At 71.9% G+C, this 15,724-nt stretch carries 14 protein-coding genes; all 14 read right to left on the bottom strand.

Annotation, left to right across the window (positions count from 1 at the left end):
* Window positions 1-110 precede the first annotated feature (110 nt).
* The gene (locus tag BJ992_RS13595; protein WP_184980946.1) at window positions 111-1,133 is read right to left on the bottom strand and encodes an LLM class flavin-dependent oxidoreductase; all 1,023 of its coding nucleotides are present in this window, start codon (window positions 1,131-1,133) and stop codon (window positions 111-113) included.
* 70 nt (window positions 1,134-1,203) lie between these two features.
* On the bottom strand, window positions 1,204-2,385 hold the full coding sequence (locus BJ992_RS13590) for an ABC transporter substrate-binding protein (protein WP_184980944.1): 1,182 nt from the start codon (window positions 2,383-2,385) through the stop codon (window positions 1,204-1,206).
* A 64-nt stretch (window positions 2,386-2,449) separates the two neighbouring features.
* Window positions 2,450-4,087, bottom strand: a complete 1,638-nt coding sequence (locus BJ992_RS34260) for a thiamine pyrophosphate-dependent enzyme (RefSeq protein WP_184980942.1) — start codon at window positions 4,085-4,087, stop codon at window positions 2,450-2,452.
* 16 nt (window positions 4,088-4,103) lie between these two features.
* Window positions 4,104-4,973, bottom strand: a complete 870-nt coding sequence (locus BJ992_RS13580; protein ID WP_184980940.1) for a cyclase family protein — start codon at window positions 4,971-4,973, stop codon at window positions 4,104-4,106.
* Window positions 4,970-5,791: a cyclase family protein gene (locus BJ992_RS13575; protein ID WP_221474799.1), complete on the bottom strand. Its 822-nt coding sequence runs from the start codon at window positions 5,789-5,791 to the stop codon at window positions 4,970-4,972. Before BJ992_RS13575 ends, BJ992_RS13580 begins: the two co-directional genes overlap by 4 nt.
* Window positions 5,784-6,539 (bottom strand): ABC transporter ATP-binding protein, encoded by a 756-nt coding sequence (locus BJ992_RS13570; RefSeq protein WP_184980938.1) that lies wholly within the window; start codon window positions 6,537-6,539, stop codon window positions 5,784-5,786. The genes BJ992_RS13575 and BJ992_RS13570 overlap by 8 nt, the downstream gene beginning before the upstream one ends.
* On the bottom strand, window positions 6,536-7,288 hold the full coding sequence (locus BJ992_RS13565) for an ABC transporter ATP-binding protein (RefSeq protein WP_184988012.1): 753 nt from the start codon (window positions 7,286-7,288) through the stop codon (window positions 6,536-6,538). Before BJ992_RS13565 ends, BJ992_RS13570 begins: the two co-directional genes overlap by 4 nt.
* Window positions 7,285-8,205 carry an ABC transporter permease subunit gene (locus BJ992_RS13560; protein ID WP_184980936.1) on the bottom strand — a complete coding sequence of 307 codons (921 nt, stop codon included), beginning with the start codon at window positions 8,203-8,205 and terminating at the stop codon, window positions 7,285-7,287. Before BJ992_RS13560 ends, BJ992_RS13565 begins: the two co-directional genes overlap by 4 nt.
* Complete coding sequence (locus BJ992_RS13555) at window positions 8,202-9,089, bottom strand: branched-chain amino acid ABC transporter permease (RefSeq protein WP_184980934.1); 888 nt, start codon at window positions 9,087-9,089, stop codon at window positions 8,202-8,204. The genes BJ992_RS13560 and BJ992_RS13555 overlap by 4 nt, the downstream gene beginning before the upstream one ends.
* The gene (locus tag BJ992_RS13550; protein ID WP_184980932.1) at window positions 9,086-9,724 is read right to left on the bottom strand and encodes an SRPBCC domain-containing protein; all 639 of its coding nucleotides are present in this window, start codon (window positions 9,722-9,724) and stop codon (window positions 9,086-9,088) included. Before BJ992_RS13550 ends, BJ992_RS13555 begins: the two co-directional genes overlap by 4 nt.
* A gap of 21 nt (window positions 9,725-9,745) precedes the next feature.
* A complete protein-coding gene (locus tag BJ992_RS13545; RefSeq protein ID WP_184980930.1) occupies window positions 9,746-10,906 on the bottom strand; it encodes an FAS1-like dehydratase domain-containing protein in 1,161 nt (386 codons plus the stop codon).
* Window positions 10,899-11,276, bottom strand: a complete 378-nt coding sequence (locus tag BJ992_RS13540) for a carboxymuconolactone decarboxylase family protein (RefSeq protein ID WP_184980928.1) — start codon at window positions 11,274-11,276, stop codon at window positions 10,899-10,901. Before BJ992_RS13540 ends, BJ992_RS13545 begins: the two co-directional genes overlap by 8 nt.
* Complete coding sequence (locus BJ992_RS13535) at window positions 11,273-13,360, bottom strand: acetate--CoA ligase family protein (protein ID WP_184980926.1); 2,088 nt, start codon at window positions 13,358-13,360, stop codon at window positions 11,273-11,275. The genes BJ992_RS13540 and BJ992_RS13535 overlap by 4 nt, the downstream gene beginning before the upstream one ends.
* The gene (locus tag BJ992_RS13530) at window positions 13,357-15,075 is read right to left on the bottom strand and encodes an N-acyl-D-amino-acid deacylase family protein (RefSeq protein ID WP_184980924.1); all 1,719 of its coding nucleotides are present in this window, start codon (window positions 15,073-15,075) and stop codon (window positions 13,357-13,359) included. Before BJ992_RS13530 ends, BJ992_RS13535 begins: the two co-directional genes overlap by 4 nt.
* Between the last annotated feature and the right edge of the window lie 649 nt (window positions 15,076-15,724).

Raw genomic sequence — 15,724 nt, 5'->3', positions numbered from 1 at the left:
GCGGCGGCCGTGGTGAAAGGGTGAGCGGATCGAGCGCCGGTCGCTCCCCGCGTCCCGGCGTGGGACCAGTGGTTCGTACGGCCCCCGCCGTGCCGTCACGGCGGGGGGACTCAGCGGCCGACCTCGGGGAGCACCTTCTCTCCGAGCGCGGTCACCATCTCCAGTTCGGCGGCACGGGTGAGGCGTGCCGGACGCATGATCTTCAGGATGAGATAGGTCGCCTCGTAGTCCCGGGTGAACGCGGCGAGGCGCTCGGCGCACCGCTCGGCGTCGCCGACGATGACGGTGTCGCGCGCGATGTCCATGTCGACGGCCACGCCGTCCGGCAGCCGGCCCCGCAGCAACCCGGCGGCCTCGTAGAACCGGAACTGCGGCAGGCACACCTCCTCGATCACGGCGTCGCACTCGCCGGCGTCGTCGGTGAGGTAGACGTGGCGCATCAGGACCACCTCCGGGGCCGGAGCGCCGCGCCGCGCGGCACCGTCCCGTACCGTCTCGACGCGCTCGCGCCACGACTCCGGCGTGATCGGGAAGGGATCGCCGGCGTACCCGTCCCCGGTCCCGGCGGCGTGCCTGACGGCCCAGGGCCCCTGACCGGCCACCCAGATCGGCGGGCCCCCCTCGCGTACCGGCCCGGGGAGCAGGCACACGTCGCGGAAGGTGAAGATCTCACCCTCGTACGACCACGGCCGGCGTTCGCTCCAGGCGCGCCGCAGGATCTGTCCCGCCTCGACGAACCGCTTGCGGTACCCCTCCTTGCCGACGCCGTAGAACCGCAGGTAGTCCTCGTTGTAGCCGGCGCCGACCGCGACGACGGCCCGGCCGCCGGACAGCTGGTCGATCGCCGCCCACGACTCGGCGAACTCCATCGGGTTGTACAGCGGCAGGACCGAGCAGTAGGACCCGACGTCGACGCGGCTCGTCCGCGCCGCGACGGCCGCCGCGTTCACCACCTGGCTCGGCGCGAGCGTGGTGGCGCGCATGTGCCGGTCGGGGAAGAAGACGCCGTCGAAGCCCGCCTCCTCGGCGAGCACCCCCATGTCCACGACGTGGCGGGTGAACGCGCCGACGTCGACGCCGTCCGGCGACGTCACGTCGGTGTCCACCAGCAGGCCGACACGCGGCGGGGTCATGATCGCACCCCGCCGCGGCCGCACGCCGCGAAGTCCGCGCAGGCGAACCTCATGAGCGCACCTCCTGTTCCTACGACGCCTTCACCGGCGTGAACGTCCCGTCGTGCATCTCGACGAGGAAGACCGTCTGGCGTGCGGCGGCACCCTGGCCGTCGGGGAAGCTGATGGTGCCGGTCGCCCCCTCGAAGCTGACCTTCCCCATCGCCGCGCGCACCGCGTCCCGCGTGATCTCGCCGTTCACCGACTCGATCGCACGGACGACCGCCAGCGCGGCGTCGTAGCCGTACGCCGCGTACAGGTTCGGGTCGTCGCCGAACTTGGCCTTGTAGTCGGTCATGAACTGCTTCACGACCGCGTCCTCCCTGGTCGGCGAGAAGGGGGTCGCGACCAGGGTCCCCTCACCCTTGCTCTTGGAGAGCTTGTAGAAGGTGGGGTCGAGCAGCGAGGCGTCGCTGGCCCACACGGCCTTCATGCCGGCGTCGCTCGACTGCGCGATCATGGGACCGGCGGCCGGCGGCAGGCAGGAACAGAAGACGGCGTCGACCTGCCCCGAGGACCGCAGCGTGGTCACGACGGTCGAGAAGTCGACGTCCGCGTCGTTGTAGCCGATCGGCTTGCCGACGATGCTGAGGCCGCTCGCGGCCGCCGCCTTCAGGAAGTCGTCCTTGGCGGTGACGGCGAAGGCGCGCGAGGTGGCGTAGACCACGGCGACCCGCTTCAGGTCGCGCGCGGCGAGCTCGTTGCTCACCTGCTCGATCAGCGCGCGGTTGCGCACCGGCACGCTGAACAGCCACTGGCCGTACTCCTCCTTGGTGCGGGCCGTGGAGCCCGACGTCTGCACGGCCACGAGCTTGGCCCGGTTGATGCGCTCGGTCAGCGGGATCGAGACGGTGTCGGAGTTCGGCCCGATGACGGCGACGATGTCGTCGTCGGCCGCGTACCGCTGCAGGATGCCGGTCGACTGCGCGACGTCGAACCCGCCGTCGGACTGCCGCAGCTCGATGGTGCGGCCCTTCACCCCACCCTTGCCGTTGACCTGCGCGAACGCGATCTGCGCGCCTCTGAGGGCCGCCGTGCCGTACGGCGCGGCGGCGCCGGTCTCGTCGAGCAGACCCCCGATGACGATCGGCCCCGTCCCCGACGCCGCCGTGTCACCGTCACCTCCGGACGAGCATCCGGTGATCCCCGCGGAGAGCGCGGCGATCACCACCATCATCTGGACCAGTCTCGACTTCGCTATGGGCCTTCTCATCTGAGGTCTCCTCGCTGGGATCGGGGGATGCCGCACCGGGCAGGAAATGCGCTTCTGACGTCCACTACTCCGCCTCGCCGTAGTACAGACGGCGGTACGTCGGTGAGATCACCTCGGGTGAGATGTGCACGTCGACCACCGTCGGCGCCCCCGACGCCATGAATTCCTCGACGGCCGGGCCGATCTGCTCCGGTGACGTGACGCGCACGGCGCGCACGCCGAGTGCGTCCGCCACGGCGGCCAGATCGGTACGGCCGAATGCCGCTTGTTCTCCTCGCATGCCTTTGGCACGCAGCTTGTGGACCTCGGCGCCGTAGGCGCCGTCGTTCATCACGAAACACAGCACCGGCGCGCGGTGACGTGCCAGGGTCTCCAGCTCCTGCACGTTCATCAGCAGGCTCCCGTCCCCCTCCACGACGAACGTCCGGCCCGAATGGCGCGCGACCCCCATGGCGACAGGGAGACCCTGGCCGATGCAGCCGAAGTCGTAGGTGAAGACGTACTTCTCCGGGGGACGTCCGGTGAGCGCCGGCACCGCGAAGTTCCAGAAGTGCCCCGCGCCGACCACCACCGGAGCGGAGGCGGGGACGGCCTCGTCGATCGTCCGCAGCACCGTCGCGGGGTCCAGTCCGCCGGCGCCGGCCGGGCCGGCCGGCGTGCCGCGCTCGCCGGACAGAACCCCCTTGGCGGCGGCGCGGTACGCGGTGCGCGGCGCCGACCCGGCCACCAGCGCGGACAGCTTCCGCGCGACCATCCCGGCGTCGCCGGTGATCTGCACGTGCGCGGGACGCTGACCTTCGAACACGCCTCTCGGCCGGGTGTCGACCTGGACGATCGTGGCGCCGGGGAAGAGGTAGCCGCCTTCTGTGGTGTAGTAGCCGAGGCCGGCGCCGAACGCGACGACCCCGTCGGCCTCGGCGAACAACGCGCGCGCGCCGGAGGAGCTGAAAGCCCCGGCGATGCCGAGGTCCCACTCGTTCCCGTCGAACAGGCCCTTGCCCCGCAGTGACGTCGCGAGCAGCGCGCCGAGCCGGTCGGCCAGTTCCACCAGGTGGCGGCCGGACCCGGTCGCGCCCCGTCCGCCGAGCACCACGACCTTCTCGCAGGACGTCAGCATCGTGGCGATCTCCCGCAGGTCGTCGGCCGACGGGCTGACCGGCGGGGTGCGCGGCACCGATCGCGCCGACGGCTCGTGCACGGCCTCCCACGGGTAGGTGTCCTGCTGGATGTCCATCGGCATGCCGAGCACGACCGGCCGCCGCTCGCAGCGCGCGCGCAGGAACGCCTCACGGACGTCGTCGAGCGCGGTGCCGGGGGACCGCAGCGGCACGAAGGCGGCCTCGCAGGCGGCGGCGAACCGTTCCTGCGCGAAGCCCTGCAGGTTGTACGGCGCGAGGCGCGGGGTGTCCCCCGCCAGCACGACCAGCGGCGACCCGTGCCGCGCGGCCACGACCAGCGATGTGGCGACCTGCGTCAGACCGGGCCCGCTCGTCACCGTGCACACGCCGACGTCGCCGGACACGCGGGCCCAGCCGTCCGCCATCGCGACGGCGGCGTTCTCGTGCCGCGTGTGGACGACCCGGCCGGCATCGCGCTCGTCCAGCGCCGACAGCAGCTCCATGTTGCCGTCACCCATCAGCGCGAACACCGGGCTCTGCCCCTCCGCGACACAGGCCGCCGCGATGGCTTCGTAGACCTTCACTGGACTCTTCTCCTCGCTAGAAGACGGCGACGGCGTTCGCGGGTGATCCGTACAGGCCCGGCATGGCCAGCGGCACACTGGTCAGGAGGAACTCGAACCGGCCCAGCCGGCGCGCGGTCGCCGCGAGCTCCCGCAGGGCCCACATCTCGCCGAGCGCCATGCCGTCCTCCTTCAGGAAGGCCGCGTGCACGGCGAAGTCCGCCGGCACCGGCTCCAGCCCATGGGTGTCGCAGACCAGGCCCGCGGTGCCGTGCTCGGCCCACAGGTGCCGGGTGCCGACGTCCAGCCCGGCCGCCGCGTCGGGGAAGACCCCGCCGGACGACTCCAGGCGGTTCTCGAAGCCGGTGTACAGCGCAACGACGTCACCCCTGCGCAGCTCGACGTCCTGTTCCTCCAGGCACCGCCGGACCTCGCCGACGCCGGCGCGCGCGTCCGGCGGCAGCCATCCTCGGTCGGCGAACCCCATCGAGGCGACGAGGTCGAGCACCACACCGCGGGTGACGATCGCGGCAGGCAGCGCGCCGATCCCGAGCGTCGCCGCCTGGCCGCCGCCGGAGGTCTCGGTCAGCTCGCGTCCGCCGAAGTAGACGTCGGGACGGCCGGTCTCCAGCACGCCGAAGTGGCCGAGCGCGTCCCAGTGCGTGCTGCCCTGCATGGACAGCGTCAGCCGGTCGTCGTTCACCACCGCGAACCGGCCGTCCGGCATCGGCCGCAGCGACTGGTGTTCGAGCATCTGGTGCACCGGCGCGGGACGCTTCGGCAGGTGCACCGTGAGCGGCAGGTTCAACGGGACCACGATCCCGTCGCGCACCAGCGACGCCGCGGCCCGGACCGCGGCCGGGTCGATCGTGGTCATCGTCCCGGCGACCTCACGTCCGGCGCTCATGTCGCGCGTCCGATCGCGAGCGGCCGTACCGGTCCGGCGGTGGCCCCCTCGTACTTGAGGGGTGCGGCGACGAAGAGGAACTCGCGGCAGCCGCTCTCCCCCAGCTCCTCCAGGCGGAGGTTCTCGAAGATGTAGATCCCGGCGCGCACGAGCAGCAGGACGTGTCCGGGGAAGTCGCCGAGCTCGTCGTCGTGATGGCCGACGGCGTCCCACGCCATGGTGTCGGCCCCCACGGCCGACACACCGCGGCCGGCCAGCCAGCGCGACCCCGACGCGTCGACGCCGGGGCCTTCGCGGTAGCGGTCGTTGTCGGCGGCCCAGAACCGGCCCCACCCGGTGCGCACCAGCGCGACGTCACCGGGCCGCAGCGTCTGGCCCTGCTTGTCGAGGGTGGCTCGGAGGTCGTCGGCCCCGACGAGGCGAGGCTCGCCGGTGACGAGGCCCGCCGCGGCGACGTCGATCAGCACGCCGCGGCACACGAACGGCGCGATCGTCTCCGCTCCGTGCACGGAGAAGCCGCGGTCGGTCTCGGTCTCATGCGTGACCGCGACGTCGCCGAACATGCGTCCGCCGACGGCCTGGTGGCAGAAGGCGTCCACGTGGGTCGCGAAGTGGTCGACGGTGACGATGACCCCCGACGCGCTGGTACGGCCCCGCGGCCCGCCGTCGCCGTGCCGGCGGTGCAGCCCGTAGTGGAACCCCGGATGCTGGACCGGATGCCACGCGCCTTCGGTGGAACGCACCTGCTCCAGGTCGAACACGCGCAGCCGCTCGTCCGCCATCGCGGTCAGCAGCGGCCCGATCGTCTCGTCATCCATCTCGATCCCCTCTCGATCCCCGCACGGCGGCGGCTCCCCCGTCAGGCGCGCGCTCGGCGCCGAGGTAGCGGTCCACGACGCCGGCGTCGCGGCGCACCTCGTCGCCGGTCCCGGACTGGACCACGGTCCCGGCTTCCAGCACGTGGGCCTGGTCGGCGATCCGCAGCGCCTGTTCGGCGTTCTGTTCCACCAGCAGCACCCCGATGCCCTGCTCGCGCAGGTCCGCGACGATCGTGAAGATCTCGGCGATGAGCAGCGGCGCGAGACCGAGGGACGGCTCGTCGAGCAGCAGGTACCTGGGCCGTGCGATCAGCGCGCGGCCGATGGCGAGCATCTGGCGTTCGCCGCCGCTGAGCGACCCGGCGAGTTGCCTGCGCCGCTCCGCCAGCACGGGGAAGCGCTCGTAGGCGGCCTCGACCCCGGACTCCTTGCCCTTCGTCCCGGTGAGGCCGGTGAGCAGGTTGTCCTCGACGGACATCGTCGCGAACACCCCGCCGCCTTCGGGGACGAGCCGCATGCCGAGCCGCGCGATCTTGTGGGCCGGCCGGCCGGTCACGACGTGGTCGTCCACCGTGATCGACCCGCGCGCGGGCCGGACGAGGCCGCCGACGGCGCGCAGCGTCGAGGACTTCCCCGCGCCGTTGCCGCCGATCAGGGCCACGATCGAGCCGGGGGCCACCGTCAGCGACAGATCCTCGACGGCGCGGATCGCTCCGTAGGAGACCTGCAGGGACTCGACGACGATCATTCTCCGGCTCCCAGGTAGGCCTTGATCACGCGTTCGTCCCGCCGGACCTCGCCGGGAGTGCCGGCCGCGATGAGCTGACCGAAGTCCAGGACGTAGATCCACGACGCCAGGCTCATCACGACGTTCATGTTGTGCTCGATGAGCAGGATCGTGAGGTCGCGTTCCCGCTGGACCTCGGCGACGTGCTCGACGAACCGCTGGGCCTCCTCGGGGTTCATCCCGGCGGCGGGCTCGTCCAGCAGGATCAGCGCCGGGTCGCCGAGCAGGCAGCGGACCAGTTCCACGCGGCGGCAGTCGGCGAAGGTCAGCCCGGCCGGGGACCGGTGCGCGTGCTTGAGCAGCCCGAACTCCTCCAGCTCACGCAGCGCGCGCTCCTTGGTCGCGGCCGGCCTGCCGCCGAACGGACGGCGTGACCACTGTCCGGCGAGCACGTTCTCCAGCACCGACAGCTGGGGGAACAGCCGCACACGCTGGAAGGTGCGGACCATGCCGGCGCGAGCGCGCCGGTCCGCGCCGGTCCTGCCGATGTCCTGTCCCTTGAAGGTGATGTCCCCGGCGTCCTGGGTGTAGACCCCGGTGAGGACGTTCACGAGTGTCGTCTTCCCCGCGCCGTTCGGGCCGATCAGCGCGCAGATCGTCCCGGGGGACACCGTGAGCCCGACGTCCCGCAGCGCGCGGACACCGCCGAACGACTTGGAGATGCCGGTCGCGGTGAGGACGTCACCGTCCCGAGCCGGTCGTGACGTCATCGGTCCACCTCCTGTAGCGACTCGCCGCTCACCCGTGGCGCCGGCTGCTCCCGCGTGCCGGTACGGCCGGTGCCGCGCAGCCGCCGCCACACGTTCGCCAGTTCGCCGCGTTTGCCGACGATGCCGTCGGGCCGCACGATCACGACGAGGATCAAGATGAGGCCGAAGGCGACCTCCTGGTCGATGCCGAGCGGCCGGAGCAGCTCCGGCAGGCCGACGACGACCGCCGTGCCGAGGATCGGGCCGCCGACGAAGCCCGCGCCGCCGAGTTTCATCGCGAGCAGGAGGCTGATGCCGAGCGTGAGGCCGAAGGTCATGGGCTCGACGAAGCCGTAGTACTGCGCGTACAGGGAACCGCCGAGCCCGGCGACCGCGGCGCCGAGGGTGAAGGCGGCGATCCTGGTCGTGATCACCCGGACGCCGACCGACCGCGCGGCGAGCTCGTCGTCGCCGGTCGAGCGGAACCACAGGTTCAGCGACGTGCGTTCGAGCAGCGCCGTGAGCAGCACGACGACGAGGAACGCGAGGATCGCCAGTTCGCCGGTCGTGTTGAGCGGGATGCCGGCCATCCCCTCGATGCCGCCGAGGATCGGCGTGTTGTTGAGCACCACGACGACGGCCTCGGCCAGCGCCAGCGTGGCGACCGCGAGATGCATGCCGGAGAAGCGCATCGTCAGCACTCCGGTGAGCGCGCCGGCCGCGGCGGCGAGGACGACCGAGAGCGGCAGGGTCTGCCACAGGCCCCAGCCGAGCGCGGTGCTCGCGTAGCCGGCCGCGTACGCGCCGACCCCCATGAACATCTGGTGGGCCATCGAGAGCTGGCCGGACATGAAGGTGATGTAGAACCCGATGACCACGATCCCGGTCATCGCGAAGTTGACGGCGAGCTGACCCCCGTAGGCGTCGAAGTCGATCACGGCCGCACCCCCACGAGCGCCTTGGCGTTGCCGAACACTCCGGCCGGCCGGATCACGAGGACCACCAGCAGGAACGCGTAGGCCACGAGGTCGCGCAGCGACGAGGAGACGTACGCCGCCGTCAGCGCCTCGGTGGTGCCGAGCGCGACACCGACCACCATCGCGCCGCGCGGGCTCGCCATGCCGCCGACGATCAGGACGATCACGCCTTTGATCGCCAGCGTCAGGCCCATGGCCGGTGCGAGGCCGCCGAGCAGGACCGCGAGCAGCAGCCCCGCCGCCGCGCCGAGCGCGGACGACACCATCACGGTGCCGAGCCGGACACCGGCCACCGGGATCCCCACGGTCGCGGCGTCGGCCGGGCTCTCCGACACCGCGCGCAGCCATCGGCCGACGGCCGTCCTGGCCAGCACGAATTCCATGATCAGGGTGAGCGCCACCGCGCTGAACGCCACGATCACGTAGATGCGGCCCACGCTGATGCCGAGGATCTCCATCGTCCCCGTCGTCACCTCAAGGGGGAACGGACGCACGTCGGGGCCGAAGAGCATCCGCATGGCCCCCGCGAGCACCATCGCCGCGCCGAGCGTGGTGAGCAGGGGTGCCGACCAGGGGCCGCGGGACACCGGCCGGATGCAGACGCGGTCCACCAATGCTCCGAGCAGCGCACCCGACGCGAGCACGATGAGCGCCACGACCCAGACGTTGCCGATGCCGGCGCCGACGACGACCAGGCCGACGTACGCCGCGAGGATCGCCACGTCGCCGTGCGCGATGTTGAACACCTTGAGCACGCCGAAGATGAGGGAGTACCCGACGGCGACGAACCCGTAGATCGCGCCGACCGCGACCCCGTTGAACGCCTGCTGCACGAACGTCGTCATGTCGAACGCCTGTCCCGTCGCGGCCGCCTGAGCAGCTCGGTGAACCACGCGACCAGTGAGCGGGCCATCAGGGAGAACGCGCCGACGGGCTTGGCCGCCGCGGCGGCGGGGGCCGCGCCGGACGGCGCCGGCGCGGTCCCCGCCGGCCGCTCGGCGGCCTCGGCCGCGTCGCCGGCCGGCCGGGCCGCGTCGCCGGAGACGACGCGGGTGCCGATGCACGCGCCGAAGTCGCGCAGGAGCTGGCGCGTCACGAAGACGCCGCCGGTGCGTGCGAACTGAGCGAGCGGTCCGACGACGTCCACGTCGCCGGTGACCTCGACCAGCGTGCGGCCGGCCACGCCGTCCCGCGCGGCCACGGTCACCGCGGCGGAGGCCCGCGTCGCGCCACGGCCGTCCCGGCCGCGCGCGTTGATGGTCACCGTGCGGTCGGCGTCGTCGTACGCGATCTCGGCCTGTCCCTGGAACGCGACCGTGGTCGGGCCGAACTTGACGACGATGCTGCCGGCGTAGACGTCACCGTCGACCGAGCCGAGCCGCGCGCCGGGGAAGCACTCGGCGACCGTCACCGGGTCGCGCAACAGCGACCAGGCGAGGCTCGCCGGCGCCTCGACCTCGAAGGACTCCTTAAGGTCCATGCGGGTCCCTCTTCCTCGTCGTCATGCCGGGTCCGCCGGCCGGCGGCGGGGAAGCGCCACCTCGGCCGTGCCTTCCGCGGTGACCTCGCCGCGCTGGTTGGTGGCGCGCAACGCCAGGGTGACCGTGCCGGTCGGCCCCTCCCCCTCGTCGACCGCGGTGACCGTGCCGCCGCACCAGGTGACGTCGCCGAAGACGTCGGGACGGCGCAGCCGCACCTCCAGCCGTTCGAGACGGCCGTGGTCACCCATCCAGTTGGTGATGGGATGGGACATCCAGCCGCATTTCTGCGGCCCGTTGCCGTAGGCACCCGGCATGCCGAGCTCACGCGCGACGTCGGCGTTCTGGTGGCCGAGGCTCGGGAGAACGCGTTCGGAGAAGTACGTCGGGTCGTAGTTGTTCGGCAGCTTCCCGGGGTCGTGCAGGGCCCAGTCGCGGTAGCGCCACGCGACCTCGTCGGCCTTGTAGCCCGGCGAGCCGATGCATCCGGCGTAGTAGGCGGTCATCGTGATCTGCTTGAGCGGTCCCTTGACGACCTGCGGGATGCTCTCGCCGGCCCGGACGTCGTCGACGTAGAGGGGCTTGTCCCCCTGGAGCGGCTCGGACAACGCCTGCCTGGCGATGTCGTCGAGCTGCTCGTCGGTGAACCGGTGCGCGCCGCGCGCCTCGTACCGCAGACCCCCGCTCGCCTGTGACCGCGCCACCCGGAACGTTCCCGCCGTCGCCTCGGCCACGACCACGTCGTCCGCCTCACGCACGTACCGCGTGTGGACCCGCTGGATGACGAACCGTCCCGCGTTGGCCCCCTCGCGGACCTCCAGGTCACCCATCGTGGCCTCGGGCCTGATCCGGTCGCCGCGCCGCACCACGTCGTGGAACCGCCACTCGGTGCCGGAGTAGAACGGCTGGACGCCGGGGAACCCGAGGCCGATCGCGCCGTCGTAGCTCGAGTAGAGGAAGGCCGGCGGCGCCACCACGGTCCCGTACGGGCCGGACGCGGCGTACTCCTCGTCGCACCACAGCGGGTTGGCGTCGCCGATGCCCCACGCGTAGTGCCGGATGGTGTCGAGCGTCGCCTCGTGGTTCCACGGCTCCACGCGCACCGGCATCCCCGTGTAGGCGCGGGCCTCGTCGATCATCTCGTCGGTGATGGCGACGTGATAGTCGAGCAGTCTTTCAGCCATCGGCGTTCTCCTTGAAAAGCGCGGCCGAGTCGGCCCACACGCGGTGGCCGGTGAGTCCCCAGGCGGAGATGCCGCGGACGATGAGCATCTCGATGAGCGCGTCGGCGAGCTCGGTGCGGGTGAGACCGGCCTTGACCGCGGCCGCCAGGTGGTTCATCGCGCCGCCGTGGTTGCCGATCTCGATGTCGACGACGACGAACACCAGCTCGCGGTACCTCAGCGGGAGGTGGCCCTCCGCGTGCGTGTAGGCCCGCTTGCGTATCGTCGTGTACGCGGTGGCGACCTCGGTGTCGAGGTCGAACAGCTGGCGGATGGCCTCGGGGACGTTCCCCAGGGTCTCCTGGTAGTGATCTTCCCAGCGCTCGGTCACATCGCTCCTTCGCGACGGTGGTGGTAGGACAGCAGGTCGACGATCGACGCGCCGTGCTCGTGGACGATGACCGGGTTGCACTCGACGAGCTCGATCCCCGGCCGCCGGGTGAAGGCGTCGACCAGGTCTCCCAGCAGCGCGTAGAGGGCTTCGGCGTCGAGCGGCGGCCCGCCTCGCCAGCCACCGAGCATCGCGCCGGCGGCCGACCGTTCCATCGCGGGCCGCCAGTGCCGCCGCAGACCGGTGAGCACCACCGATCCGGTGCCGATCTCGACCAGGCTCCCGCCGGGCCGTACGAGCGCGGCGACCCCCACCTCGGGGTCGCGGATCACCGACACCATCAGCTCAAGGCCGGGGTCCGCCATCGCCTGCGCCAGCACGGCGTCGCCGTGACCGGCGCAGACCTCGGCGACCTCGGCGAACGCCTGCCTGACCTCGTCGTCACCGCGCAGCCCGACGACGACGGCCCCGACGTCGGCGCGGTGCGCTATGCGTGCGCCGTCCGCCTTGAGCACGACGCCGCGGTCGCGGTGGCCGTGCGCGAACGCCACGGCCTCCTCGGCGTCACGGACGAGCCGTCCCGCCGTGAGCCGGCGGCCGACGGCTTCGCCGAGGAGCCGCGCCGTACCGGTCACCCCGGCCTGTTCGAGCCCCGACGGCAGGGGGACCTCGGCGGGTCCGGCGTCCCGGGCCGCCGGCCGGCCGGTCGCGCCGGCCCACACGCTCAGCGCGCGTATGGCGTCGCGGGGGGTCCGGACCACGGCGACACCTCTGCCGGCGAGCCGCCGCGCCTGCTCGGGGGTGAAGTCCTCGGCCGGGGACAGGTGTGCGAGCACGAGCGGGCCGGACGCCGCCTCCTGGGTGCGGCTGATGCTCTCGTAGTCGTGCGCGAGCGAGGAGACGACGGCGACGGTGGCCTCGGCCACGCCGGTGCGGACCACCTCACCGATGGCGCGCTCGAACGTGCCGGAGTCCCCCAGCACGGGGATGTCGAGCGGGTTGGCGACGTCGGACGGCCGCACCGACGGCAGGCTGCCGGCGATGGCCGTGGCGACGTCGCCGCCGAACTCGGCGAGCTCCAGGTTGGACCGGCGTGCCACCTCGTCGGCGGCCATGACGCCGGTCGCGCCGGACACGGTGAGCACGGCGACGGACGCCGGCCCGCGAGGGTTCGCGCGCCGCGGGGCCACGGCCGCGACGGTCAGCGCGGCCGTGAGCTCGTCGAGCGAGTCGACGAGCACGACACCGATCTCCTCCAGCGCGGCACGCGCCACCTCGTCGCGGCCGATGACCCGTCCGGTGTGCCCCATCGCCGCGCGTTTGCCCTGCTCACTGGCCGCCGCGCGCAGCGCGACGACGGGCTTGCCGGTCGCGGCCACGACCTCGGCCAGCTCACCCCGGCACTCCTTGTCGGTGATCCCCTCCAGGAACAGCCCCACCGCGTCGCACTCCGGCCGGCGCAGCATGTCGGCCGCGATCTCCAGTGCCCCGACGTCCAGCTCGTTCCCCGTGCTGACCCAGTGGGCCAGCCCGGCGCCTCGCTGCTGCAGGGCCAGGAACAACCCGTTGCCGACCGCGCCGGACTGCGTGACGAGGCCGACGGTGCCGGAGAGCGGCCGGCCGCGCAGCAGCACGCTGGAGAAGGTGAGCCAGCAGTCGGCGGCCGGGCTGGTGACGCCGACGCAGTTGGGGCCGATCAGCCGGAAGTGCGGATTCTGGTGCAGGAACCGGGTCAGGGCCGACCGGCGGGCCGCGCCGTCCCCCTCCTCGAAGCCGGAGGAGATGACGACCGCGCCTTTCACCCCGGCGTCCACGCACTGGCGCAGCACCGGGATGACGTCGTCCGCCGGGACCATGACCATCGCGACGTCGGGACGGTCGTCCAGGTCGGCGAGCGACGGGCAGACCGGCAGGCCGTGCAGCTCAGGCGGGCCGGCGGCCTTGATCACCGTGACCCGTGGCCGCGAGCCGAGCGTGGCGGCGTACGTCGCGGGCCGCGCGGTCAGGGAGTTCCGGTCGCGGGACACGCCGAGCAGCGCGATGTGCTTCGGCGAGAGGAACAGCTCCAGGGAGTCGCGCGTCACGACCGGTTCCCCGCGCGGACCAGCCGTCCGGGCCTGGCACCCGTCGGCTCGCCGTTCCGGTAGGTGACCTGGCCGTTGACGAGCGTCGCGTCGTACCCGGACACGCGCTGCAGCAGCCGCCGGCCGCCGAGCGGCAGGTCGAAGGCGACATAGGGGTAGCCCGCGTTCAACGCGTCGACGTCGATCACGTTCACGTCACCGCGCAGGCCCGTCGCCAGCCGGCCGCGGTCGGTGAGGCCCGCGGCGCCGGCGGTGTCGCTGGTCAGCCGCCGGATGCCTTCCTCCAGGGGGAAGGCCTGCCGGTCGCGGACCCAGTACGACAGCAGCCAGGTCGGGAAGCCCGCGTCGAGGATGAAGCCGACGTGCGCGCCGCCGTCGCCGAGGCCCATGACGGTGTTGGGGTTGCGCAGCATCTCCTCGCAGGCGGCCATGCTGTGCTCGTGGTAGTTGTTGAACGGCGTGTAGATCAGCCCCGTGCCGCCGTCCTCCAGCAGGATGTCGTAGGCGACCTCGGCCGGCTCGCGGGACTCGCGTGCCGCCTGGGCCGCCACCGAGTCCTCCGGGCCGGGGGTGTGGTTCTGCGGGTTGCCGAACCGGAACATGTTCGAGTACGGGATGCGGCTGAGGAAGATGAAGGTGCTGAACTCCGTCGGGTCCTCCGACAGGATGCGGCGCCGTACCTCCGGCTTGCGCATCTCGGCGACCCGCTGGTCCAGCGGCAGGTCCGCGATCCGGCGGTAGGTCGCGGTGCCGGCGAACGGGTTCTGGCTGGCCTCCAGGCCGAGCAGCATGCCGATGGGACGCGGCGCGACGACGGGCCTGATGGGGATGCCCTCGCTGATCGCGTCGTCGGCGAAGTCCATGAGCTCACGCCACAGGTCCGGGACCGTCCTGTTCTGCGTGAGGCTGAAGAAGGTGTTCACCTTGGACCGCGAGATGACGCGCCGCAGCATCGCGAACTCGTCGAGGACGTCGCGGGTGTTCAGCTCGGTGACGAGTTCGAGGAAGCCGTGGCCGGCGTCCTCGATGCCGGAGACCAGGCTCTGGATCTCGTCCTCCAGAGCGCGCAGGGTCGGCGTGTAGTCGCCGGTCGCGCTCTGGTGGTTGGTGGTCCTGGAGGTCGACACGCCGAGCGCGCCGGCCCGCAGGCCGTCGGCCACGATGGACCGCATCTGCGCCATGTCGGCCTCGGTGGCGGGTTCGAGCCGCAGCGCGCGCTCCCCCATCACAAAAACGCGGACCGGCGCGTGCGGCACCAGCGCGCACAGGTCGATGTCCCTGGCCCCCTTGTCGAGGACGTCGAGGAACTCGGGGAACGACTCCCATTCCCAGGTCAGGCCCTCGTGCATGACGGGTGAGGGGATGTCCTCGACGCCTTCCATCAGCTCGATGAGCCGGTCCCGGTCCGACGGCCGGCACGGAGCGAAGCCCACACCGCAGTTGCCCATCACCGCCGTGGTGACGCCGTGCCACGACGACGGGGACATCTCGTCGTCCCACACGGCCTGGCCGTCGTAGTGGGTGTGGACGTCGACGAACCCGGGGGTCACCACCTTGCCGCGCGCGTCGATCTCCTCTGCTCCCGCCGCGAGCCCGGCGCCTACCGCGGCGATCCGGCCGCCGGTGATCGCGACGTCGGCCTCGACCGGCGGGGCACCGGTGCCGTCGAACACGGTGCCTCCGCGGACGACCACGTCGTATTCCTTGCCTGCCATCCGCAGATCCTCCTCGGGGGTTGGAACGCACTGATGCTGTGACGAGCCGAAAGGCGGCTCTTTTCCGAAGTGCGCGTGATCCGGAGCCGTGCGAATACGAACGAGAGCCACATGCCGGCATCGCGAATGGCACGCCAAAAAGGACACGGCGCTGACGCGCCGGTGCGTACGTGGCGGAATGTCGCTCGAACCGCGACTCGGTGACGGTCAGATTGTGAACAGGAGCGTGCGAGGCCTTCAGCTTCCGCGGTCCGGCGACGCTGCACTCAGACGAACATGGCGCGCAGTAGAGGTCAACTCCTGCACTCTCAGTGAACAATTACACTAAGGCTTCGCTGTGTCAAGGCTCATATCCGTCACACGCCTCCGGTCCTGGCCGGTCGTCCGGAACGGCGGCCGGACCGCCGAGGTCGCAGGCAGGCGGCCACGGTCATCGCCCCATCGTCCTACGTTCCCCCGGTGGCGGCGGTAAGGCGCGACGACCGTCCCGGCGGACGACGCCATGCTGTTCACCAGCGCGAACGTGAATGCCGGCTTCCTGGACACGCTTGCGGTTGACCGGTCGGCAGGCCAGTCTCTACATTTCACTATGAGTGCAAGGAAGTCGAGTATTCATGTCAGGTCGCCGGTGCGGTGTGGCCAATCAGAA

The organism is Sphaerisporangium rubeum, from assembly GCF_014207705.1.
GTDB classification, from domain to species: Bacteria; Actinomycetota; Actinomycetes; order Streptosporangiales; family Streptosporangiaceae; genus Sphaerisporangium; species Sphaerisporangium rubeum.
The sequence above is the reverse complement of the archived record's forward strand: the minus strand, read 5'-3'. Positions and strand labels throughout refer to the sequence as shown.

Coding starts and splice junctions, on each gene's coding strand:
- BJ992_RS13595 (WP_184980946.1), bottom strand. CDS start 1,133: ATGACCCCGCCGCGTGTCGGCCTGCTGGTGGACACCGACGTGACGTCG.
- BJ992_RS13590 (WP_184980944.1), bottom strand. CDS start 2,385: ATGAGAAGGCCCATAGCGAAGTCGAGACTGGTCCAGATGATGGTGGTG.
- BJ992_RS13580 (WP_184980940.1), bottom strand. CDS start 4,973: ATGAGCGCCGGACGTGAGGTCGCCGGGACGATGACCACGATCGACCCG.
- BJ992_RS13575 (WP_221474799.1), bottom strand. CDS start 5,791: ATGGATGACGAGACGATCGGGCCGCTGCTGACCGCGATGGCGGACGAG.
- BJ992_RS13570 (WP_184980938.1), bottom strand. CDS start 6,539: ATGATCGTCGTCGAGTCCCTGCAGGTCTCCTACGGAGCGATCCGCGCC.
- BJ992_RS13565 (WP_184988012.1), bottom strand. CDS start 7,288: ATGACGTCACGACCGGCTCGGGACGGTGACGTCCTCACCGCGACCGGC.
- BJ992_RS13555 (WP_184980934.1), bottom strand. CDS start 9,089: ATGACGACGTTCGTGCAGCAGGCGTTCAACGGGGTCGCGGTCGGCGCG.
- BJ992_RS13550 (WP_184980932.1), bottom strand. CDS start 9,724: ATGGACCTTAAGGAGTCCTTCGAGGTCGAGGCGCCGGCGAGCCTCGCC.
- BJ992_RS13545 (WP_184980930.1), bottom strand. CDS start 10,906: ATGGCTGAAAGACTGCTCGACTATCACGTCGCCATCACCGACGAGATG.
- BJ992_RS13530 (WP_184980924.1), bottom strand. CDS start 15,075: ATGGCAGGCAAGGAATACGACGTGGTCGTCCGCGGAGGCACCGTGTTC.